The following is a 22,384-nucleotide window of genomic DNA, read 5'->3' as shown; positions in this document are numbered from 1 at the left end:
CTCCCTGCGCGGCGATGCTGCTGGCGGGTTCGCTCGTCCAGTTGACCGTGCTCGTTCCGGGTGAGGATCCGCCGCGCAGGGAGTCCGTGTCGCTGGGCACCTATGTGTTCCGGCAGCTGCGGCACTGGGGGCTTCCGGGGCCCGGAGGTGCTCCGTGAAGAAGGTGGGCGTCATCGACAGCGGCGTGGAGGTGGCCTTCCTGCGCGAGCATGCGATTCCCCTCGCGGGGGCGGCCCGCTTCACGCTCGACCTGGACGCGCAGGTGCTGGAGACGCGTGCCTACGAGCACCCGGAGCTGGAGGCGTGGCGGGCCGGTGAGAGCGCGCTGGACCTGGAGGACACGCATGGGCACGGCACGGCCATCCTGAGCATCCTCTATGACCAGGTCCGTCCCTGGCCGGACGTGGAGCTCTACGTGGCCCGGGTCCTCGACCAGGGAGTGCGCGGACACTCGCTGTGTCTCGTGGAGGCGCTGGGGTGGATGCTCGACGAGGTGGGCGTGGACCTGCTCAACCTGAGCCTCGGCACGACGCTCCGCGCGCTGGAGACGCCGATGCGCGAGGTCATCGACCGCGCGGTGGCGCGAGGAGCGGTCGTCGCCTGCGCCGCGGGGGGAGTGCCCACGCTGCCCGCGCAACTGGAGTCGGTGGTGTCGGTGGGCGACCCCGCGCTCATGGAGCAGGCCCACCCCGACGTGAAGGTCGACCATGTCGTGAAGGAGCGGGAGGTGAAGCTCTACATGGGAGGACGCTGGATGCAGGCGCCCATGACGACCAGCTTCGCGTGCGCGGTGGCGGTGGCCGGGGTGCTGCGCGATGGCTGCCCGCCCGGCTGGCGGCGCGGAAGAGGCTGAGCGCTGCCGGCGGCACTCGCGGCGCGTGAGGCTGAGAGCTTCGCTCGGCACTGACTGCGCGGGGGTGAGCGCTGCCGGCGGCACTCGCGGCGCGTGAGGCTGAGGGCTTAACTCGGCACTCACTGCGCGGAGCTGGGCGCCGCACGTGGCACCCACTGCGAGCGGGGCTGAGCGCCGCGCGGGCCGTTACGGAGGGGCCTGGCCCGGAGGAGGTGGAGGCACCGCCCCCAGCGTCAGGTCGCCCAAGTCGATCACCTCACCCTCCTTCACCTTCAGCGGACGGCGCACGCGCCCCTGGGACGGGCTGCCCATGACGATGAGGACGCGCTCGCCCACGCGCACGTCACTGATGGAGAAGCGCCCCTCCGCGTCCACGCCATCGCCCGGCGCCGCGGTCGGCTCGCCCTCGATGAAGATGAACGCGTCGAGGACGGGCGCCTTCGTGGTCGCGTCCACCACCCGGCCCCGCACCGTGGCCGAGGCCTTCAGGGGGATGTCCACCTCCAGCGCCCCGCCCATGCCGGGAGAGGCGAGGACCTCGCCGCTCAAACCATCGGGCGTCCGCGCCACCAGCCTCACGGGCTCGGCCGGAACGTCCTTCAGCTCGAAGCGCTCGCCCGCGAACTCCCACGGCCCCTGCCCCTGGGAAAGGAAGCCCTTCTGGAGCTGGAGGGCCAGGGTGAAGCCCCGCACGGGCTCGCCGTCGCGCACCACCCGGCCCCGGAGGGAGGCCGCCGGCCGCAGCTTCACCACCACCTCCTGGTCCGCGGTCACGGGCAGGGCGTCGCTCGAGCGTCCGCCGTTGCGCGCGGTCAGCAACACGCGGCGCGTGGCGGCTCCCCCCGTACGGGCGAGGGGGACGGCGAAGCGGCCCTCGTCATCCGCGGCGTCCATCATCAGGGGGATGCCCCGGCCCTCGGCGGCCGTGAGCGTGATGACGGCCCCCGGAGAGGGCGCGCCATCCGGTTCGAGGACGGTGCCCCGGTACTCGTTCGCGTCCTGCTTGTCCTCCCAGGTGAGCTCGACGTGGGCCGTCCTCCCCTCCTCCACGCGCACCTGCCGGTGATCGCCCGACGCGACGCGGTGGCGCGCCGTGAGCAGCAGCACATAGCCCCCCGGAGGGAGGACCATCCGGAAGCCTCCCTCCGCTCCGACACCGACCCGGCCCACGTCCGGGGTCCCGAAGGCGGTCGTTCCCTGCGCCAGGGCCGTCACCTCCAGCGGCCCTTCAGGAAGCGAGCCCCGGGCCGCGCGCACCACACCCTCCACGGTGCCCGTCCCCTCCAGCGTGAAGTCCGCGCGGGCCGTGCCGTTCGCGCCCACGTCCACCAGTTGGCGGACGCCCACCGTCGAGTCCTCACGGCGGGCGGTGAGGGGCACGCGGCCCGTGGAGAGCCCTTCGAGCCGGTAGTGTCCCGTGGCGTCGGTGCGGGCCTCCACCGGAGCGCTCTCCATCCCATCGTTCCAGCGCTCGACGCTCGACACCCGGGCCTGCACCACCGGCGCACCAGCGCTGTCGCGCACCTGGCCCTCCACCGCGCCGGTGCGCGAGAGCACGAGGTCCACGGGGAAGCGCTCGCCCTGGGCCACCGTCAGCCCGTGCCGCAGGGTGGGCGAGTAACCCGGGGCGCTCACCTTCGCGTCGTAGCTGCCGGGAGCAAGCCCTCGCACCACGAAGTGGCCCTCCGCGTCCGACAGGGCGAAGCCAGGGTTCCCGTTGCCCTCCGAGAGGCTGACGTCGACGCGGGCCCCCACCACCGGCCCTCCCGAGGACTGCTCCACCACGCGGCCCTCCAGCACCGCGCCGGGCCCCAGTTGGATCCGCACGTCGCGCACGGTGCTGCCCGCGGTGGAGAGGATGGGCTTGTCGAGCGCGCCGGACTCGTCGCCGCGCCGCGCGGACACGGTGTGGGCGCCGGGCTCCACCTCGACGGAGAAGCCTCCTCCCGCGCCTGTCGTCACCACCTGGGCGGGACTGCCGCCCACCTGCACCTCGGCGTCCGCGGCCGGGCGGCCTTGTGCGTCCACGACGAAGCCCTCGATGACGCCCGCCACGCGGAGCGCCACCGTGAGCGGTCCCTCCCTGGGGATCCGCAGGCGGCTCTCGACCGCGCGCGCGTGCCCGAGCGCCCGGGCCTCCAGCAGGTACGCGCCGGGCGCGAGCCCCTCCACGCGGAAGTTCCCGCGCGCGTCGCTCGTGGCATAGACGCGCTCCTCATCGGGGGCCTCGGCGCGCTGCCAATGCTCCAGCCCGCGGGCATGCGCCGTGAGGACGAGCTCCACGAGCGGCAGTGGTTCATTCGTGCCATGCACCACCGTGCGGCCCGTGAGCGGATGTCCGGGCTCCAGCGAGACACGCAGCGAGGTGCGGAGCTCGCCGTAGGGGCGCACCACGTCCCGCAGCAGCGGCGCCTGCCCCGGGGCACGCACGGCCACCAGGTAGCTCCCGGGCCCTGACGCGAGCCGGACGTGCCCCTTCGCATCCGTGACGCCGGAGCCCGCGAGCCGCCACGCGGTCTCTCCAGGTTCGCCATGCCAGTAGAGCCGCACCTGCGCCCCGGGGGAGGGCCTCTCGCCCGCGAGCACCTCCACGTCCAGGACGCCCTCCGACTCACTGGGAGCGCGTGCCAGCGGCGGCGTACTGCCCGCCTCCGCGCCATCTGCGCGCTGCGGCATGAGAGGACCCGCTGGGACCTCCCGCGCGACCGTGGTGCCTCCGGCGCCGCCCTCCGAGGTGTCCGGTCCGCCAGAACGCAGGGCCCAGAACAGCGCGAGGCCGCACCCGACCAGGACCGCCAACACCCCGATGAGCCGCCTGCGCATGGCCGTCGTCCTCGAACTCCAGCCTCAGCAGAGGCGCCGGCCCCAGTATCACTCCACGCCTGGGCGGCCGAAACGCGCGCAGGCACCTTTCCGGGACCTCGCGCCGATAATGCGGATTGGAGGTCACACCTTGCCCTTTGAACAAGGCGGTCGCATCCGCCCCCCGGTCGTCCCGCTCCCCAAGCTGACCTTCAAGCCGACGGCCCCCGCCGCGAAGGCCGTTGCTCCGGCGCCTGCCGCGCCCACCGGCCACTCCTCGGTGGACAGCTTTCAGGGCACCGCCGCCGCGCGCTCCTCCAGCCCGGCCTGCCCCGTGGGGACCACCTGGACTGGCGACCAGCCGCTCTCCGAGGCGCGCAACGCGCACCGCACCAACACCAAGGAACAGTTCCAGGCCGCGCTGGACAGCGGCGCCAACTGGTTCGAGGGCGACGTCCGCAAGGAGATCAACAACGACACCCCGGAGATGCGTCACGACTCCGGCCACGAGGACGGGGACAACCTCACCCTCCATGAGTGGCTGACCATGGGGAAGGAGTCCGGACGCGGGCTCAAGCTCGACATCAAGGAGGGCGACCAGATGCCGGCCGTCCTCGACGAGCTCGAGAAGGTCGGCATCCCCGAAGAGCGGCTGATGCTCAACCTCAGCTTCGATGACATGAAGAAGTGGGGCGCCGAAATCCGCGAGCGCTTCCCGAACGCCATCCTCGCCATCAACCCGCCCACCGACGGTCAGGTGAAGGCGGACGACGCGGCGAAGATGGTCGCGCTGGCCAAGGAGCTGGGCGGGCCGGCCACCTTCGTGGTGCGCCACGACAAGCTGACCGACGAAGCCATCCAGACCTTCCTCCCCGCCGGCACCGTCTCCGTGTGGGGCGAGGCGAAGGATCCCGTGAAGGCCGGCGAGGACCTGCGCGCGCGCGGCGTCAACGGCATGGTCGACATCGCCGGGCCCCACGGGAACAGCTGGGGCGACAAGGCCGACGCCGTGAAGAACTGGGTCAAGACCGGCCTGGACAAGCTCTTCTAGCGGCGGCGCTTCGTCGCGGGCTTGGGAGGCCGGAGATCATCCCGGCTCTTGGGCAGCTTCGGCCCCGAGGCGAGGTCGAACTCGTAGGTGGCACCGAGCAGCAGGCGGAACTGGTAGATCTCCCGCAGCTCCTCGGTGACGGCGATGCCCGCCACGGCCTCCAGCACCAGCCCGGGGAACGCCTCGTGGCGCACCACCGGGAGGATCTCCACCTGGGTGGCGTTGTCCCGCCAGACCGGCGTGATGACGTCCTCGAAGTAGAAGCGGCTCACCACCTCCAGCCCGAGCATCGTGAACTTGTCCAGGTTGTACGTGCCCGCCACCGCGAGCTGCACCGCGTCCGGGACGTCGAACTCGGGCCGGGGGTCCCGGTCTCGCGTGCCCTGGTGCAGGTAGCTCGCGTTGAGCATGAAGCGCAGGTCCTTGCTCGCGCGCACCTCACCCACGAGCGTGCCCTCCCAGTCCCAGGTGCCATCGGACAGGCTCGGGATGATGCCATCCTCGTCGCTGGGCCCCGTGGGCAGCGTGACGCGCCCGTAGGCCGCCAGCGCCGCCTGGCTCGTCTCCAGGAACGTCCACTGCAACCCCAGGGGGATGTCACCGAAGGCGACCTTGAACTCCTCCTCTCCGGGGAGCCCCAGCGCGAGCAGCTCCAGGTAGAGGTTGGCCTCCAGGTTGTCGGTAATGCCGAAGCGCAGGCTCGGGGAGAGCTGCTGGTAGGGCTGCGACTCGTCCAGGTCGAGGGCGAAGAAGCCCTGGTAGCGAAGGCCCAGCTCCAGGTTGCCGCTCTTCGTGGTGGTCGCGGTGCGCGTCACCATGGCGCGGTAGGGCTTCGCCTCCGCGCTGGACACGGCGAGGCAGGTCGTGAGGAAGAAGCAGGCGAGCCGGGTGTTCATGCGGCGTGACGCTAGTCGACGCCACGGTGACGGAGCATGGAAACCACGCGCCGCCGCGCGAGCCGGATTCACTGTCACGGTGAAACTTCCGCGCCACTTTCCGTCCCGCAGGACTCCGACGGCGACCTATCGAACGGACAGCAACGCATCGAGTGATACCGGCGCCGGCGATATGCGCGTCTCGGATGCTGCCAGGGAGCGATAGAGCGGCGACAGCGACTTCTGGGGCAGCAACCGGGGGCGGAGCGTGCGCAGCCGCTCCAGCAGCAGCGGCCAGCCGGGAGTCTCCCGCTCCGCGTCCGCCCTGCGCGCGAGGACCCGGAGTGCTTCGAGGTCTGACCCGGCCAGCGGTGCGCGCCGGCAGAAGTCATCCAGGCCGCGAGCAAGCTCCAGCACCGCCGAGCCCCTGGGCGGGGGCCCATCTCCAAGCAGCCAGCGCGCGGTAGGGAGCGCGTCCCCCACCGCGACGGGAACCGGGGCATGCAGCCGGGAGAGCTCCGCCGCGAGTCGCACGCGCAGCGCGGACAGGGCGACCTCCAGCTCCTCGCGGGTCCTCAGCACCGGAGCCTCCTGGAGCAGCGCTTCCGCCCGCGACAGCACCCCGACGGCCTCGCGCGTGAAGCACACCTTCAACCCACGCACCTCCGCGAGCACCGCACGCAGCGCAGGCAGCGTGGCGACGAGCACCTTCGCCTCCACACCCATCGCGCACGCCGCCGCATCCTCCACGGTCACCGGAGTGTCCTCGCCCATCACCGGCCCGAGGATCCGGATGAGCTCGTCCCGGAAGCAGAGGTCGACGTCATCGTCCGCATCGACCGCCGCTTCGAGGAGGTCCGTGAGGCCGCGCAGCGCACCAGGCCCGGCGCCACGGGGCAGTGCCCGGAGCGATTGTAGGAGCGCCGTCCTCGCTGCCTCGACCACATGACCTCCCGATGCCGACCTGCTGGCAACACGCAGGCCGTGCACTCGCGGGTGCACGGCCTTCACGAAACGGACCTCAGGCCGGCTTGTGGCCGCTCTCCACCCCGTTGCCGTGCGGCGGCTTCACGGGGCGTTGCAGCACCTGCTGCGGCGGCCCGTTCTGGAGCACCCGCGCCATCAGCGCGCCGAGCAGCCCCTGCCCCCCTCCCCCATCCTGGCCGAGTGCGATCTCCGGCACGAGCTTCACGCCGTGCTGCGCCAGCACCGTGGCCAACTGCACCGCGGTGAAGGCCTGACCGCCGAGCGCCGCCACGCCGGTCCGGTACGCCTCCGCCTTGGCCTCACCGACAAGCCGCGTCGCATCGGCTTCGGCACTGCCGTGCAGCCGCTTCGCCTCCGACTCCGCCTCGGCACGCTGCCGCAGGCCATGCGCCTCCGCGTCCGCGCGTTGCCGCAGGCCGTGCGCCTCCGCGTCCGCGTGCAGTCGCGTGCGGGCCGCCTCACCCTTGGCCGTCTCCTCCGCCGCGAGCGCACCCTTCTCGCTGATGGCGACCATCTGCTCGCTGCGCACCACCTCCGTCTGCATGTTCGCCACCGCCGTCGCGCGCTCCAGCTCACGGCGACGCACCTGCGCCTCGCGCTGCACCTCGTACGTGCGCTGGAGCTCCTCCGCGATCTTCCGGTCCGTCTGCGTCTTCATCAGCTCACCGGGCGGCTGGATGTCACCCACGAGCGTGTCGATGCACTCCACGTCGTACGCGCCCAGCGCGCCACGGATGGCCTCGTACGCCTCGCGCTGGCGGTCGGTGCGCGCGGAGAGGAACTCCAGCACCGTCACCTGCTGCGCGGAGTTGCGGAAGTAGTTCGCCACCGTGGGCTGCAGCACGTGGTCCACCAGGTTCTGCATGGAGCCCACACGGGAGATGACGCGCGGCGCCTGCTTCATGCTGATGTGGATGATCTGCGACACGTCGAGCATGAAGCTGAAACCGTCCCGCGAGCGCACCGTGATGGGGCTGAGCTTCTCGTCGTACTTGTGCTGCTCCGTGCGCTGCGCCCAGTTGAGGACGATGTTCGTCGTGGGCACCAGCTCCACCTTCATCACCCGCGCGTTGAGCGGGTGCTTGCCGGGCAGCAGCGGTTCAATCCACACACCCTTGCGCCCGCGCTCCACGAGGTCGCCGTGGGTGAACTCGTCGCCCGACACGTCCAGGTGCTCGCGCCCCACGTAGCTGACCACGACGCCCACGTAGCCGATGGGCACCTCCGTCATGGGGATCTGCTCCACCTGCACGAACCACGGGTTGAGGTTCCACGAGCCCGACAGCAGCACCTGCTCCTGGAGACCCCGGCAGCCGCCCGCGTCCAGGAACTGCTGGGCGCTCTGGAACGAGTCATGCCCCTCCACCGGCACACCCGCGAGGTCCCCCGCCGGAATCGGACGACCATCCAGCGTCGTCACGATGCCCACCTTGTCGGGCCCCACGCTGAAGATCTCCAGGTCCTCCACCTCCATGTCGAACACCTCGGCGTTCTCCGGCGTGATGACGGTGAACAGCGCGGGGTTGATGCGGTAGGTGCCCGCCGTGAGGAAGGCGAGCTGGCGGCCCTTCTGGCCACCTCCCTCGAGGAACGCACGCGCGTCCTGGAAGCTGTCACAGGCCACCTCGCGCCCGAGGATGCAGCCGGGCGGAATGGACGTACCGCCGTTGGCGACGACGAGCGCGATGTGCCCGTGGCGCACCACCACCACCGGGACCCGCGACACCTTGAAGCGCCAGAACGGGTAGCCGAAGTGCCACCCCGGCGGCAGCAGCTCCGCCTGGTAGCCGGCCTCGCCTTCCAGCGCGACCAGCCGTCCGGGCGGCAGCGGCGCGCCGTACTTCTTGATGATCAGCCCCGACTCGTCCTCGCCGATCACCTGCACGCCGCTGAGCACGTAGGCCAACCCAAGGCCCAGCAGCAGTGCGACTCCGGCCAGAACCACGATGTAATCCATGAGGCCCTTCTCCTGCGGCCCGCGGAAATGCGGGATGCCCCCCCTCCACTGCATGCCCCCTGCCACGGCCAAGTGGCTGGAACTGCTGGAGCTGTCGCGTCAGGACCCGATTCAAATCAGGTGACTTCCGTGTTTGATTCGCGGCATGCGCACGTTCCACTGGAAGGGCCCTGCTCCAGCGCGTCCCCTGAAGCAGCGTTTGGATGCCGCCGGCTGGCAGCCCGGAGGACCCGGCGCGGGAGTGACCGTGCTGTGCTCCGCGCAGCCACGGCTGGCGGGCCCGCCGAAGTCGGGGCCCTGGGTGTGGCTGTGCGCGCAGCCGGTGCCCGTGGACGCGCTCCGGCTCGCGGTGGAGCAGGGGGCCGTGGACGTGCTCTGGACGGGCGCGCAGGACTGGGAGTCACGGCTGCTGCGCCGGCTGGAGGAGAGCCTCATCGAGACTCCGGCGCCACGCGGGTCGGGGACGCTCATCGCGCACAGCGCCGCGGCGAAGGCGCTGCTCGCCCAGCTCGCGCAGGCCGCCCGCACGTCGATGCCGGTGCTGCTCACCGGAGAGACGGGGACGGGCAAGGAGGTCGCCGCGCGGCTCATCCACGAGTGGTCCGAGCGGCGCTCGCGCACCTTCGTGCCCATCAACTGCGCGGCCATCCCCAACGAGCTCATGGAGGGTGAGCTCTTCGGCTACGCGAAGGGCGCCTTCTCCGGCGCCGTGCACGGCTACGACGGCCTGGTGTCCGCGGCCGAGGGCGGCACGGTGCTGCTGGACGAGATTGACGACACGCCGCACGCGCTCCAGTCGAAGCTGCTGCGCGTGCTGGAGGACCGGGTCATCTCACGCCTGGGCGAGAACGCGTGGCGCAAGGTGGACTTCCGCATCCTCGCCGCGACCAACCGGGACCTGAAGCAGCTCATCGACCGCGAGCTGTTCGGCGAGGACCTCTACGAGCGCCTCTCCACGGTGCAGATCCACCTGCCGCCCCTGCGCGAACGCCAGGAGGACGTGGCGCCGCTCGTGCTGCACTGGCTGGAGCGCTACTACACCGTGGAGGAGACGGCGCCCGACAGCCCGCGCGTGCGCAGCGCCACGCCCGAGGCGCTCGACGTGCTGCGCGCCTACCCGTGGCCCGGCAACATCCGCGAGCTGCGCAACGTCATCTACGGCGCGCTCGTGGCCAAGCGCGCCGGGGACGAACTGCTCGTGTCGGACCTGCCGCGCCGGCTCTGGAAGCGGGAGCGCGCGAGCTCCTCCCTGCTGGTGTCCGCGCAGGAGGTGGAGCGCCGCGTGGCGTCCGGGACGATGAACCTCCGCGCCGAGCTGGAGCGGCTGGAGCGCCTGGCCCTCCAGGCCGCGCTGCGGCGCGCGGACGGCAATGCCGCGGAGGCCGCGCGCCTGCTGGGCGAGGTCGGCCGGGGCACGGCGAAGGACCCTGGCGGCACGGTGCGCACGATGATGAAACGGCTGGGCGTGACGACTCGCGGCGGCGCGTGAGGCCCGCGCTCAGCGCGTCGCGACGAAGAACAGCCGGGGGAAGGGCAACAGCACCGTGCCGTCGGGCAGCGCGGGGTAGGCCTTGGCGATCTCCGCCTGGTACCGCGCGAGGAAGTCCGCCCGCTCGGTCTCGTCGAGCGGCTCAAGGAAGGGGCGAAGACCCGAGCCCTTGAACCACTCCACCACCGCCGCCGCGCCCCCGGCCAACGGGTGGTGGTAGGTCGTGCGCCAGACGTCCACCGTCGCGCCGGCATCGCGCAGCGTCCGGAAGTACCAGTCAGCGCCATGGCGGGGAACGCGCGCGCTCAAGGCACCCGTCATCCTCGCGGCCCACGCGCTGTCCCCAGCAAGCTCACGCATCAGTCGATGCGCCGGCTCATCCAGGTTGTCGGGCATCTGCACGGCCAGGCTCCCCCCTGCCGCCAGCTTGCCCAGGAGCGCCGGCAGCAGCGAGGCATGGCCCGGCACCCATTGCAGCACGGCGTTCGCCAGGATGACGTCGAAAGGCCCGGGGTTGCGCCAGGTCGCGATGTCGTCAATGTCGAAGTGGAGGCCTGGCAGACGCTTGCGCGCCGCTGCAATCATGTCCGCCGATCCATCTATCCCGGTGACGACGGCCTTCGGGAATCGCAGGAGCAGCAGCTCCGTCGAGTTGCCGGGCCCACACCCGAGGTCCACCGCGGTCCCCACCTCTTCCGTGGGGATCCGCGCGAGCAGATCGCGGATGGGGCGGTTCCTCTCATCCTCGAAGCGGGTGTACTGCGCCGCGGACCAGCTCATGGAACGCGAGCGTCCCCCATCTCTCCAGGCCCCGTCCAGGGCGCCTCACATCGCCGCGTAGGCGCGGGCCAGCTCGTCGGCGAAGTCCTCGAAGCGCGTGGGCGTCGTGTTCGCGGGCGTGCGTCCCTCCAGCGACCGGACGCGCCCGTCGTTGATGGCCTGGGCCAGCTCCACGTAGAGGCGCGCCAGGTCCTCGGAGAAGCCGCCCTGGACGAGCGCCCCCGCCATCTCGTTCGGGGGAAGCTTCACGTACGGCAGCTCCGGCTGGCCGATGCGCTCCCCGAGGATGCGCGTGGCCTCGTCGTAGCTGAGGTCGCGGGGGCCCAGCAGCTCACGCACCACGAACCCCTTCCAGTCCCGCGCGCGCAGCGCCGTCACGGCCGCGTCGGCGATGTCACGCGTCCCGATCATCGGGACGGCGCGCCCGGGCTCGACGACGTCCGCGTTGATGCCCTGATGGCGGATGACCGGCAGCACGTCGAAGAAGTTCTCGAAGAACGAACCCGCCCGCAGCACCAGCACGTTCACCCCCGCGAGCTTGCGCAGCCGCGCCTCCTGCGCGTGCAGGCTGTCGATGGGGCCCGTGCCCACCCCCTGGTCCGCGCCCACGCTGCTCAGCGCGACCACGTGGCCCACGCCGCCCTCCCGCACGGCGGTGACGACGGCCTCGCCCATCCGGTCCTGCTGCGCGCGGTAGTCCGCCACCCGGAGGTCATACGGCAACAGGGTGTAGGCCCCGCTCGCGCCCCGGAACGCCGCCGTCAGGAAGGCCGCATCGCTGGAGTCCCCGACCCGGACCTCCGCTCCGGCGCGGGCCAGCGCGGCCAGCGACGCCTCCGAACGTCCGATGGCGCGCACCTTCTCGCCCGCGCGCAACAGCCCCTCGACGACCCTCTTCCCGGTGCGACCGGTGGCTCCCATGACGACGATCATTCCGCGACCTCCCTGTGAACGGGTGACTTGCATGCCGTCCAATATCGGCGCGACGTGGAGGTCTCTCAATGACAGCAGGTCCAGGATTCATGCCCGAACGTCCAGCGCGCTGGACGCTGTGCGCCCGCGTCCCCCACACTCCCCCGCATGGATGAACGGGACGTCTGGCGCTCGGTGGATCCGCTCGGCGAGGCGCTGCACCTGCTGCGCATGCGCGGAGCGTTCTGTTGCAACTCCGAGTTCTCCGCGCCCTGGGGGCTCGCGCTGCCGGCGATCCCCGAGTGCCTGATGTTCCACTTCGTGACGTCGGGCCAGGGCTGGCTCGAGGTCGAGGGCCACGACCCCGTCCTGCTCCAGCCCGGCGACCTCGCGCTGGTGCGTCAGGGCCTCTGCCACCGGCTGGTGAGCGAACCCGGCACCACCGCCGCCCCGCTGTTCGAACTGCCGCGCGAGGCCGTCAGCGAGCGCTACGAGATCCTCCGCCACGGCGGCGCGGGCGCCATGACGAAGATGGTGTGCGGCGCGGTCCGCTTCGACCATCCGACGGCGCGCCACTTCGTCGGCCTGCTGCCCAAGGTCGTTCGCGTCGCCGCCTCCAGCGCACCGACCCCGAGTGGCTGCACGGCACCATGCGGTTCATGGCGGCGGAAGCCGAGGCGCTCCGGCCGGGGGGCGAGACCGTGGTCACCCGGCTGGCGGACATCCTGGTCATCCAGACGATCCGCGCCTGGCTGGCGCACGCCCCGGAGGCGCGGACGGGCTGGCTCGGCGCGCTCCAGGATCCGCAGGTGGGGCGTGCCCTCGTCCTCATCCACCGCGACCCCGCGCGCGACTGGACGCTGGCGGCGTTGGCGAAGGAGGCCGCCATGTCACGCTCCGCCTTCGCGGCGCGCTTCACCCAGCGCGTCGGCATGCCGGCGATGCAGTACCTGGTGCACTGGCGCATGCAGGTCGCGGCATCGCTGCTGCGGGAAGAGGATGCCGGACTGGCTGACGTGGCCGGCCGCATGGGCTATCAGTCCGAAGCCGCCTTCAGCCGGGCGTTCAAGCGCTGTGTCGGTGTCGCCCCCGGCACGTTCCGCCGCGACGGGGGGCTCCACGGTCGCATGGAAAAGGGCGCGGCCACGGGCTACGACACCCTCGTGGAATGACAGAGGAGCTTCGCCATGATCGAAACACCCCGCATCATCCAGACCGTCGCCCAGCTCACCGCGATCATCCCGGTGACGGTTCCGAGGAACCAGATCCGGACCGTCATGGGCCCGGGAGTCTCCGAGCTGATGGCCATGGTGGCCTCCCAGGGCATCGCTCCCGCGGGCCCCTGGTTCACGCACCACCTGCGCATCGACCCGCAGGTCTTCGAGTTCGAGATCAGCGTCCCCGTCACGGCGCCAGTCCCGGCCCTGGGGCGCGTCAAGCCCGGCCTGTGGCCCGCCATGAAGGTCGTGCGCACCGTCTACCAGGGGCCCTATGAGGGCATGGGGCCCGCCTGGGGCGAGTTCGATGCCTGGATCGAGGCCCAAGGCCTCAAGACGGGCCAGGACTTCTGGGAGGTCTATGTCGCGGGCCCGGAGTCAGGCTCCGACCCGAAGCTGTGGCGCACGGAGTTCAGCCGGCGACTGCTCGACTGAGACCCTTCGGGATGCGTCGGAGATTTCCGACACTTCTTGACGCGTCGGAGATTTCCGACGTATTCAAGAGCGCATGCCCGAACCGGATGTCTTTTCGGCGCTCGCCAATCCGGTGCGCCGTGAAATCCTCATGCAGCTGCGCAAGGGGCCCCGCGCGGTGAATGACCTGGCGCGCAGCTTCGAGCTGGGCCGCCCCGCCGTCTCCGAACACCTGCAGGTGCTGCGCAAGGCGCACCTGGTGCGCGAAGAGCCCCGGGGCCGTGAGCGCTACTACCACCTCGATCCCCGTCCGCTCTCGGAGGTCGATGACTGGCTCAAGGCGTTCACCCACTACTGGAAGCAGCGGCTCGCCGCGCTTGAAGACGTCCTCAACGAGGAGGCAAGGAAATGACATCCCCCGCGGTCATCCAGCTCGAGCAGTTCTACGCGCACGCCCCCGCCTCCGTCTGGCGGGCCCTGACCGACCCCGCGCTGCACGCGCGCTGGTGGGCCGCGGGCGACGTCCGGCCCATCGTGGGCCACCGCTTCACGCTCGACATGGGCACGTGGGGCCAGCAGCCTTGTGAGGTGCTCGCGGTGGAGCCCGAGCGCATGATCCAGTATCGCTTCGCGGCCGACACGCTCGACACCGTCATCACCTGGCGGCTGTCGCCGGAAGGCACCGGGACCCGGCTCACCCTCACGCATGAGGGGTTCAACCTGGATACCCCCATGGGGCGTCACGCCTTCCACGGCATGAAGCAGGGCTGGCCCGCGGTCCTCGCGAAGCTCGACACCGCGCTCGGCGCCTGAGCCAGCCCCTCCCTCTCGCCTTAGTGGATGGCGGATTCGTTGAAGACGTTCGCGCCATAGAGCTGGGCCGCCTCGTTCGCGTCGTCGCAGATCGCCGCGCACGTGTCGTCCTGGGAGTCACGGCAGTCGTTGAGGACCTTCCCGTGCTCGTCATAGATGGGCCAGTTCAGGTCGATGCAGGTCGCGTCCAGGGACCTCCACCGCCAGTGGCTCAGACACGCGGGGCCGGTCGTCTTCCACCCCGCCTCGAACTTCACCCCCACCGGAGGGATGGGATTGGCGGGAGGCGGGTTGATGGTGGGCGACAGCCCGTCCCACAGGCGGATGGGTGTGCCGTCGCGGGTGTACGAGCTGCCGTTGCCGCAGTAGTCGGCGCGCGCCATGCGGGTGCAGCTCCAGTGCGCCTTCGTCGTGGGCCCGGCCTGCGCCCCGTCGAGCCAGGGCTTGTAGCCCCAGCGGTAGCACTTCGCGATGACCGCGTAATCGCAGCCCAGCGTGAAGGCGGCGGTGCTCTCCGTGCGGTTGCCCAGGGTGTCATAGAGCCCGCGCACCGGCACGGCCAGGCCCGGGCCCGCGCCGGGAGTCGGATTGCTTCCGCACAGCGGGCCCATCACCTGACCGTCCGAGTCCAGGACCTTCACGTTGTAGAGGAACGTGGCGCCGCTCGGGTCCCACGTGCCAGGGGACTCCGTGATGACGACCTCCGAGGCGTTGGTCACCTCCGCCAACTCCAGTTGGGGGCCCGTGCTGGAGCCCGGATTCATCTGGAACCGGGCCCCGACGAGCTTCTCCGCGCGCAGCTCCCGGGTCGTCGCGGGGAAGACGCCGCTGGTGCTGGCCAGGTCCAGGCTCCAGGCGTTGCCCGGCGTGGAGGCTCCAGCGAGTACGGTGTAGATGCCGCTGGCCGGGCACGTGAAGAGGACGGAGGGACACGCCGAGAAGCCACAGGTCGGCGCCCCCGTGGCGAGGTACCCCGTACCCTCGTGCTCGCAGGGCCGTTCGCCCGAGCAGACCCGCACCACCGGCTCGCCCGAGCAGCTCCCGGGAATGTCGCGGTGACAGATGCCGCCGCTGGTCATCGTCACCCGCGTGCCCGGCGTGCAGGTGCCCTGCCCCTCCACCACCAGACCACACGCGCGGGTGGCCCCTTGCGCGCCCGACGACGTGCACGCCTGGAGGCTGGCGGTGGTGCCATTCACGAGGAGCGTCATGTCGGCGACGAGCTCCCCCCTGTCCAGCCGCGACGTCGCGCCGCGGTGCCGGCCCTCGAACAGGACCGTGGTGTTCGCGAAGTACGCGGCCAGGTATGGGGTGCCGTGCAGCAGCGTGCCCTGCGAGTGGTAGCCGTCATTCCCGTCAGCGAAGTCCTGGGTCGTCAGCTGCGGTGTCGGCGCGTCTTCCCCCGGTGCGGGCACCGCGCAGGCGACGAGGAACCAGACGGACAGACACGCTGGGAACAAGCGGGGAGTGGACTTCACGGGATGCACCTCGTTCATGGGGATGGAAGTCCCTAGAGCAGCCGGCGTGCCAGGACCCGCCCCGAGCCCTTCGCGGCGTGAAGGCGACCCGGCAAGGGCGGCTGGCGGCCTTCGCTGGCAGGAGCGGCCGGCAAGTCTTGCCGGTGGCCGGCAAGGGCTGCCACCGGGAGGGGGCGGATGGGGTCAGAAGCGCGGCGTCGCGCAGACGCGCAGGCCCAGGAGCGCTTCGCGCAGGGTGCGCTCCACCACGTCCCGGTTCGCGGCGTGCGCGGTCAGGTCGCTCTGGTACCAGCTTCCGCCCTGCGCGGAGGGCTGGTCGGGGACCACGTCGGAGCGCGTCCACTCCCACACGTTGCCGGCCAGGTCGTCCACGCCGAAGGGGCTGCGCGAGCGCGGGTGGCTGCCCACCTCGTCCGGGCCGAAGCCCAGGGGTTCACGGCCGTAGGTCAGGTCGACGTTGGCGTCGTCCGGTCCCAGCCAGTCGCCGCCAGGGTAGCGCCGTCCGTCCGCGCCCCGGGCCGCCCGCTCCCACTCGCGCTCCGTGCACAGGCGCGCGCCCGGCACCCGTCCGGTGCGGTCCAGCCATGCGACGTAGGCCAGCGCGTCGTCGTAGGAGATGGCGGACACCGGGAAGCGCCGCCAGTCCTGCACCGCGCGCCGGTTCCGCTTCCCGTAGCGCACGGGCTCCCCTTCCTTCGCACTGTAGTGCGCCGAGGCCGGGCTCAACTCCAGACGCCAGTGGCCGCCGGCCTCCTCCACCAGGTCCACCACGGTGATGCGATGGCGGTTGCCGGGCCGGCGCTCGGAGCGCTCCTTCGCGGGCAGGGACGCGAGGAACGCGGTGTAGTCACCGAACGTCACCTCGTGCCGGGCGATGAGGTAGGCGCCTGTCTCCACCTCGTGCAAGGGCGGCGCATAGAAGAAGGCCCGCCGCAGGTATTCGCTCTCCGACGCGCCCTGGAGGAAGCGGCCGGGCGGCACGTAGACAAAGCCCTCGGGGACCGCGGAGGCGGGTGGCAGCTTCAGGTCCAGCGTCAGGGCTTCGCCGGAACGCAGCATCACGGGCGCACGCACGGGGGCGTGGCCCGGGGCTTCCAACACGAGCACGTGCGAGCCCGGAGGCACCGACTCCTCACGCAGGGGCACGGTGCCGAGCTCGCGCCCCGGCAAGGCCGCGTCCTCCGGTCCCGGGCCGAGCAGGCGCACCCGCGCCCCCGGCGGAGAGGCCACGAGGGTGATGCGCGCTGGCGCGGAGAGCCCCGCCCTTCGCGCACCGGAGACGTCGTAGGCGGCGAGGCGCGTCAGCCATTGGGCGCGGACCTCGGGCTGCTGGTGGAGCGTGGCCCGTGACACCCGCTCCGCGAGGAGGTCCACCAGGAGGTCCCGCACGGTGGCGCGTCCGGGAGCCAGCCCCCACGCGGTCTCCAGCGAGGCCAGGGCGCGCAGCGAGTCCGTCTCTCCGTTCCGCTCGACCTCCAGGGCGCGGGACCAGACCTCCTCCGCGGCCTCCCGGTTCTGGCGCCCGGGCGCGTCGAAGTGCGCGAAGGCCTCCTTGCGCAGCCGCTCCGCCTCCGCGTCCTCCAGGCGCGCGGTGGCGGCGTGGCTCCGGGCCTCGGCGAGCTGGCGGGTGATGCGCGCCTCCAACTGCGCCCTCGCCTGCAGTCGCGTGACGCCCACCGCGCCCAGCAGGGCCAGCGGGACCGCGATGGCGCCCGTCCAGCGCACGGCGCGGCGACGGCGGGCGACCTGCCGCGAGCGGGCGAGGAAGTCCGCCTCCTGTGAGCGCCCGGGCCGCGCACCCGCGCTGGTGGCCTCGGCGAGCTGCCGTCCCGCGTAGAGCAGCTCCACCGGCCGACCCAGGCGTTGCCACTCGGCGGCGGCGCGCTCCAGGCGGTGACGAACGGCGCGCCGTTGTTCGTCCTCGCCCATCCACCCGCGCAGCGTGTCCCAGCCGGTGAGCAGGCTTTCGTGGGCGAGCGTGTAGCTGGCTTCGCCGCCCTCGGCCTCGCCCGCGGTGAGGAGCCGGCCCTGGACCAGGCCCTCCAGCACCGCGCGTCCCGCGCCGTCATCCGGGCCCCGCAGCAGCTCCGTGACGGTGCGGCGCAGGCGTGTGCCTTCGGGGGTGACGAGCTCCAGGAACAGCTCACGCGCTCGGGGGCGCTGCTCCGGCCGCAGCCTTGCCACCACCGCGTCCGCGTGGCGGGCCAGCGCGCCTTCGACGCCGCCCAGGGTCTCCAGCGCGGAGGCGGGGATGAGGCCCCGCTCCCGGTCGCGGGCCTCCCAGAGCGCGGCGAGCGTGAACTGCAACAGCGGCAGGCCTCCGTCCGTGCGCGCCGCGGCGGTGACGAGCGCGTGCTCCAGCTCCGCCGACTCGAAGCGCACGCCGAGCGCGCGGGCCGGGCCGACCACCGCTTCGCGCAGGCCCTGCTCCGACAGCGCTCGCAGCAGGTGCAGCGCCCGGGGCACCTCGTCGCCCAGGCCGGGCAGCGCCACCAGCCGGGTGAGACAGTCGCTGCGCGCGGTGGCCAGCACCCGGGTCCGGGGAGCGCGGCGCACCACGAGGGCCAGCTCCTCGGAGAGGCGTATGGCCTGGGCGGGCTCCGAGAAGGTGACGAGTTCCTCGAGCTGATCCACGAAGAGCAGCACCTGGGGCGCGCTGGCGGGACGGCGGCGCAGGGCTCGCGCCAGCACCCCGCTCTCTTCCGTCTCCACGGCCGTGAGCAGGGCTTCGGCCGGCATGTCGAGCAGCGGGGCCAGGGCCTCCACCAGCGCCTCCAGCGGACGCCGGCCCGGCGTGCAGGAGACGACGGCCCACGACGTCGCGCGCTCCCCCGGCTCCGACCCGGCGGTGAGGGCGGGCAGCACCCCGGCGCGACACAGTGACGACTTGCCCACGCCCGAATCACCCGCGAGCAGGACGAAGGCATCACCCCGCAGACGGTCGAGCACCTCGCGCACTTCGCTCTCGCGGCCGAAGAAGACTCCTCGGTGCGCGGCCTCGAAGGGCTGGAGCCCGCGATAGGGATTGCCGGTGGGCAGCGCGCCCGCACGGTCGGGGAGGCTCAGCGCTTCCAGGGCCTCTCGCAACGCATCGCCGGACGCGAAGCGATGGGCCGGGTTCTGGGACAGACACCGGTCCACCACGGCGGCCAGCCCGGGAGGAAGCGCGGGGGCCACGTCGGCGAGCGGGCCTGGGGGCTGCTCCTGCACGGCGCGGCCCAGGTCCGCCAGGGGCACGCCCTCGTGGGGCGCGACTCCCGCGCACATTTCGTAGAGCAGCACGCCCATCGCGTACACGTCACTCGCGCGGCTCGCGGGTTCACCGCGCCAGAGCTCAGGCGCCAGATAGAGCGGCGTGCCCACGAGCGCGACGTGCTCCGGAATGGGAGTGCCAGGGCCAGTGGTCGCACGGGCAGCGTCGTGTGCGCGCTCCACGTCACCGGGCGCGGACCGCGGAGTGGGCAGCGACTGGAGGTCTTGCGTCGCACGAACAGCCACACGCGCGCGCGCTACGGCTCCGGGAGTGGAGGACGCAGTGGGCAGCGGCTGGAGGTCTCGTGTTGCACGTGCACCCGCGTGCGCGGGCGGCACATCGCCGAGCGTGGCGGGCGGGCTCGCGGTCGGCGAGACGTCTCGTGTTGCACGTGCACCCGCGTGCGCGGGCGTCGCGTCGCCAAGCATGGCGGGCGGAGTCGCGGTTGGTGGGACGTCGCGTGTTGCACGTGCTCCCGCGTGCTCGGGCAACACATCGCTGAGCGTGGCGGTCCGCTGGAGGTCGTCCCCATCCAGGGCGGACACACCTGGCAGCGGTTGCGTGTCGACGACCAGGGGTCGCGGGCGCGAGTCCGCGGTGGCTCGCGCCGCGCCGGCACCATCCCCCGAAGCAATCACGGCCAGCGGGACCGCGGGCTCCGTCCCCACGCTCCACTCGGCGAGCCCGAAGTCGAGCAGCTTCACCTCGCCGTCCTCCGACAGCACGGCGTTGGCGGGCTTCAGGTCGCGGTGGAGGATGCCCCGGCGGTGGGCGGCGGCCAGACCTCGCGCCAGGTCGATGCCCAGCCGCAGCACCCGTCCCCCCTCCACGGGCCGCGACAGCCGGTCGAGCGACTCGCCCCGGATCAGCTCGGACACGAGGTAGGGCTGGCCACGCACCTCACCCACGCGGTGGATGGCCACCACGTTCGGATGCTGGAGCCGGGCGATGGCGCGCGCCTCCTGGAAGAAGCGCGCCCGGGCCGCCGCGTCCGGCAGCCCGCCCGCGGCCGTGGCGATGAACTTCACCGCCACCTGCCGATCCAACAGCGTGTCGTGCGCCAGGAACACCCGCCCCATGGCGCCGTGGCCCAGCGGGCGCAGCAGGCGGTACTCCTCGAACTCTCGCGGAGGCTCCAGCTGCGGCCCGGGGGGAAGGCTCATTCGGGCGTAGGTCCCCGACGCCCGGGGCGGACCTGAACGCCGAGCTGCTTCAACTTGAAGGAGAACGTCCGGATCGGCATGCCGATGCGCGCCGCAGCCCGCGTCTGCACGCCGTCCTCCGCGTCCAGCGCCTCCATCATCCGGCGGCGCTCCAGCTCACGCAGCTCCTGCGCCAAGGGCAACCGCGAGTCCGGGGCACTCGCCTCCGGCACGGGGTCCGTCCTGGGCGGGACCGCGGCCCCCTTTCGCCCCTGCATGCGCGGAGGCAGGTGGTGCGGATCCACCACGTCCCCCGCCACCGCCGCGGCGACGAACTCCATCAGGTTGCGCAGCTCCCGCACGTTGCCGGGCCACGGATCGCGCGACAGCGCCTGCAACGTGTCCGACGCCAGCACCAGCTCCTTCCGGCCAAGCGCCTGACACGCACGGGCCAGGAAGTCGCGCGCCAGCAGGGGCACTTCCCGGGGCCGCTCGCGCAGCGGGGGCAGCAACACCGTGGCCGCGCCCAGGCGGAAGTACAGGTCCTGACGGAACCGCCCGGCCACCACCTCCGCCTCCAGGTCGCGGTGCGTGGCCGCCACCACGCGCAGGTCGATGGGCCGCTCGCGCGTATCACCCACGCGGGTGATGCGCCGCACCTCCAGGGCCCGCAGCAGCTTCGCCTGCGCGGACAGCGGCAGCTCGCCCACTTCATCGAGGAAGACGGTGCCGCTCTGCGCGCTCTCCAGCAGGCCCGCGCGCGACGAGGTGGCGCCAGTGAAGGCCCCCTTCTCGTTGCCGAACAGCTCGCTCTCCACGAGCCCTTCCGGGAGCGCGGCGCAGTTCACGGCGATGAACGGCCCGGCGCTGCGGCGCGACCAGTGATGCACCGCGAAGGCCGCGTTCTCCTTGCCCACGCCCGTCTCGCCGCACACCAGCACGGGCAGCTCGCTGGCCGCCAGCCGGCGCAGCAGCGCGTAGAGCTGGGACATGGCCGGGTCCGCCACCAGCACCATCCGCCCGGCCAAGTCCAGCCGCGTCGCCCCGTCGGCCGCGGCCGCCGCGCGTCCCGGCTTCGCCGCCTGCGCCGCCGTGCGCGCGACCGCCACCAGCGTGTCCGCGTCACAGCCATCCGTGGGACAGGCCGCGGTGCCCAGCCGGGCCCGGGGGTACGCCGCCAGCAGCGCCTCCACGCGCTCGCCCAGCCCGTCCTCGCCCGACTCGCCGGACACCTCGGGCAGCACGCACAACAGGTGCGCGGCATCCAGCCACCCCAGGGCCTCCGCCGGCCCTGCTTCCGCCGTCAGCAGCGCCTCCACCGCGTCACGGCCCCCGGTGAGGGGCTCCGGCAGCGCCAGCACCAGCACCGACAGCGGTCGGCTGTAGCGCAACGCGCGGTCCACCTCCTCGCGCAGGTGCGCCATCAGCCGCTCGGTCTCCAGCGTGCGCCGGGCCGCCACGGGGCGTGAGCGGGCGCGCACCACCGCCAGCACCGCGCCGAAGGACAGCACGTCGCCAGACAGCAGCAGGTGCGCCCCTTCCACCGGGCGGCCGTTGACCAGCGTTCCGTTGTGGCTGCCCAGGTCCACCACGCGCGCCCCCTCCTCCGTCACGAGGATGCGGGCATGCCGGCGGGAGACGCTCTCGTCCTTCAGGTGCAGGTCCGCCGGTTCATCCCGGCCCACCAGCACCGTGCCCTCGGCGGGCAACGAGAAGCGCCACGAGGAGTCTCCCTCCATCACCAGGAGGTAGGCGGCACTGGAGTCCGGTGACTCCGCCCCACCCATTCCGAGAGGACGGGTGTCACGAGGGTTGGGAACGGGGGAGGTCATCCGACGACCTTGCATGCTGTCACGTTCACACCGGGGGGGACAGCCCGGCGGCGGGCTCGCGGCGCTTCCTCCCCGGAGCCCCAGCAGGGGGCGGATGCTCACAGGGGTCTTCGGCATGGCAGGGGAGCCTCGGGGCATGCCCTCGCGTGGCGCCGTTTCCTGCGGACCGGCGAGGGCGGACATGGCCCGACAAAGCAACGCGAGTGCCAGCACCACTTCCCCCCGCGCAGGCACGCGGGACGGCAAGGCTTGCCATGCCTCGGGACGGCAAGCCTTGCCATCGCCGGTAACGTTTGCCGAGCCCCCGTGAAGGGAATTGAATGCGGCATGCCTTCCCCCCCGGACCGGAACGCAGGCGTGACCTGGAACCTCGTCATCGTCGCGGTCGCGCTGTGTGTCGGAGTCGCCGGGGCCGTGCTGTTCGTGCGCGCCAGGAGCCACACGCCCCCGAAGCCACGGCAGGAGCGTCCCGTCGTGGCGCCCCCGCCCGTCACGCCCTCTCCCGTCGCGCCCGCCGCGACCGTTGACG

The 22,384-nt window shown here is 72.3% G+C and carries 16 protein-coding genes and 1 pseudogene; 8 read left to right on the top strand and 9 right to left on the bottom strand.

The features are described from left to right. Window positions 1-154 precede the first annotated feature (154 nt). Window positions 155-853 carry a S8/S53 family peptidase gene (locus D7V93_RS11580; RefSeq protein WP_120643462.1) on the top strand — a complete coding sequence of 233 codons (699 nt, stop codon included), beginning with the start codon at window positions 155-157 and terminating at the stop codon, window positions 851-853. A gap of 186 nt (window positions 854-1,039) precedes the next feature. Here D7V93_RS11580 and D7V93_RS11575 read toward each other — a convergent pair whose 3' ends face one another. After that, entirely contained in the window at window positions 1,040-3,676 is a 2,637-nt protein-coding gene (locus D7V93_RS11575; protein WP_158623710.1) for a carboxypeptidase regulatory-like domain-containing protein, read from the bottom strand. 130 nt (window positions 3,677-3,806) lie between these two features. On the opposite strand from D7V93_RS11575, the gene D7V93_RS11570 reads away from it, so the two are divergent. After that, window positions 3,807-4,706 carry an FAM151A/B family protein gene (locus D7V93_RS11570; protein ID WP_158623709.1) on the top strand — a complete coding sequence of 300 codons (900 nt, stop codon included), beginning with the start codon at window positions 3,807-3,809 and terminating at the stop codon, window positions 4,704-4,706. On the opposite strand, the gene D7V93_RS11565 is transcribed toward D7V93_RS11570, so the two are convergent. The 3 genes from D7V93_RS11565 to D7V93_RS11555 all read right to left on the bottom strand — a co-directional run bounded on the left by D7V93_RS11565 (window position 4,703) and on the right by D7V93_RS11555 (window position 8,525). After that, window positions 4,703-5,602: a hypothetical protein gene (locus D7V93_RS11565; RefSeq protein ID WP_120643459.1), complete on the bottom strand. Its 900-nt coding sequence runs from the start codon at window positions 5,600-5,602 to the stop codon at window positions 4,703-4,705. The two genes, D7V93_RS11570 and D7V93_RS11565, sit on opposite strands and share 4 nt — an antisense overlap. A 126-nt stretch (window positions 5,603-5,728) precedes the next feature. Then, window positions 5,729-6,526 (bottom strand): hypothetical protein, encoded by a 798-nt coding sequence (locus D7V93_RS11560; protein ID WP_120643458.1) that lies wholly within the window; start codon window positions 6,524-6,526, stop codon window positions 5,729-5,731. Window positions 6,527-6,602: 76 nt separating this feature from the next. Next, entirely contained in the window at window positions 6,603-8,525 is a 1,923-nt protein-coding gene (locus D7V93_RS11555) for an SPFH domain-containing protein (RefSeq protein WP_208722987.1), read from the bottom strand. Between the two features lie 145 nt (window positions 8,526-8,670). On the opposite strand from D7V93_RS11555, the gene D7V93_RS11550 reads away from it, so the two are divergent. After that, window positions 8,671-10,014: a sigma 54-interacting transcriptional regulator gene (locus tag D7V93_RS11550; RefSeq protein ID WP_120643456.1), complete on the top strand. Its 1,344-nt coding sequence runs from the start codon at window positions 8,671-8,673 to the stop codon at window positions 10,012-10,014. A gap of 9 nt (window positions 10,015-10,023) precedes the next feature. On the opposite strand, the gene tam is transcribed toward D7V93_RS11550, so the two are convergent. Beyond that, on the bottom strand, window positions 10,024-10,794 hold the full coding sequence (tam, locus tag D7V93_RS11545) for a trans-aconitate 2-methyltransferase (RefSeq protein WP_120643455.1): 771 nt from the start codon (window positions 10,792-10,794) through the stop codon (window positions 10,024-10,026). 45 nt (window positions 10,795-10,839) lie between these two features. Further along, complete coding sequence (locus D7V93_RS11540; RefSeq protein WP_120643454.1) at window positions 10,840-11,727, bottom strand: NmrA family NAD(P)-binding protein; 888 nt, start codon at window positions 11,725-11,727, stop codon at window positions 10,840-10,842. A 147-nt stretch (window positions 11,728-11,874) separates the two neighbouring features. Between D7V93_RS11540 and D7V93_RS47660 the strand changes: the two are divergent. The 5 genes and pseudogenes from D7V93_RS47660 to D7V93_RS11520 all read left to right on the top strand — a co-directional run. Then, window positions 11,875-12,264 (top strand): annotated as a pseudogene (locus D7V93_RS47660) (cupin domain-containing protein); the annotation flags it as partial. A 92-nt stretch (window positions 12,265-12,356) separates the two neighbouring features. Further along, the gene (locus tag D7V93_RS46555) at window positions 12,357-12,878 is read left to right on the top strand and encodes a helix-turn-helix transcriptional regulator (protein WP_244237242.1); all 522 of its coding nucleotides are present in this window, start codon (window positions 12,357-12,359) and stop codon (window positions 12,876-12,878) included. A 15-nt stretch (window positions 12,879-12,893) separates the two neighbouring features. Continuing rightward, window positions 12,894-13,358 (top strand): GyrI-like domain-containing protein, encoded by a 465-nt coding sequence (locus D7V93_RS11530; protein WP_120643453.1) that lies wholly within the window; start codon window positions 12,894-12,896, stop codon window positions 13,356-13,358. A 73-nt stretch (window positions 13,359-13,431) separates the two neighbouring features. Continuing rightward, window positions 13,432-13,749: an ArsR/SmtB family transcription factor gene (locus D7V93_RS11525; RefSeq protein ID WP_120643452.1), complete on the top strand. Its 318-nt coding sequence runs from the start codon at window positions 13,432-13,434 to the stop codon at window positions 13,747-13,749. After that, the gene (locus D7V93_RS11520; RefSeq protein WP_120643451.1) at window positions 13,746-14,150 is read left to right on the top strand and encodes an SRPBCC family protein; all 405 of its coding nucleotides are present in this window, start codon (window positions 13,746-13,748) and stop codon (window positions 14,148-14,150) included. Before D7V93_RS11525 ends, D7V93_RS11520 begins: the two co-directional genes overlap by 4 nt. A 20-nt stretch (window positions 14,151-14,170) precedes the next feature. Here the strand turns inward: D7V93_RS11520 and D7V93_RS11515 are convergent, their stop codons facing one another. From D7V93_RS11515 to D7V93_RS11505, 3 genes are all read right to left on the bottom strand, one after another. Then, window positions 14,171-15,628: an ADYC domain-containing protein gene (locus D7V93_RS11515; protein WP_244237241.1), complete on the bottom strand. Its 1,458-nt coding sequence runs from the start codon at window positions 15,626-15,628 to the stop codon at window positions 14,171-14,173. Between the two features lie 183 nt (window positions 15,629-15,811). Next, the gene (locus tag D7V93_RS11510) at window positions 15,812-20,044 is read right to left on the bottom strand and encodes an nSTAND1 domain-containing NTPase (protein WP_120643449.1); all 4,233 of its coding nucleotides are present in this window, start codon (window positions 20,042-20,044) and stop codon (window positions 15,812-15,814) included. Further along, window positions 20,041-21,855 carry a sigma 54-interacting transcriptional regulator gene (locus tag D7V93_RS11505; RefSeq protein WP_208722985.1) on the bottom strand — a complete coding sequence of 605 codons (1,815 nt, stop codon included), beginning with the start codon at window positions 21,853-21,855 and terminating at the stop codon, window positions 20,041-20,043. The genes D7V93_RS11510 and D7V93_RS11505 overlap by 4 nt, the downstream gene beginning before the upstream one ends. Window positions 21,856-22,384: the final 529 nt, after the last annotated feature.

The organism is Corallococcus llansteffanensis (genome assembly GCF_003612055.1).
Classification (GTDB): Bacteria; Myxococcota; Myxococcia; order Myxococcales; family Myxococcaceae; genus Corallococcus; species Corallococcus llansteffanensis.
Note: the sequence above shows the minus strand (reverse complement) of the source record. Positions and strands in the feature narration are given on the sequence as shown.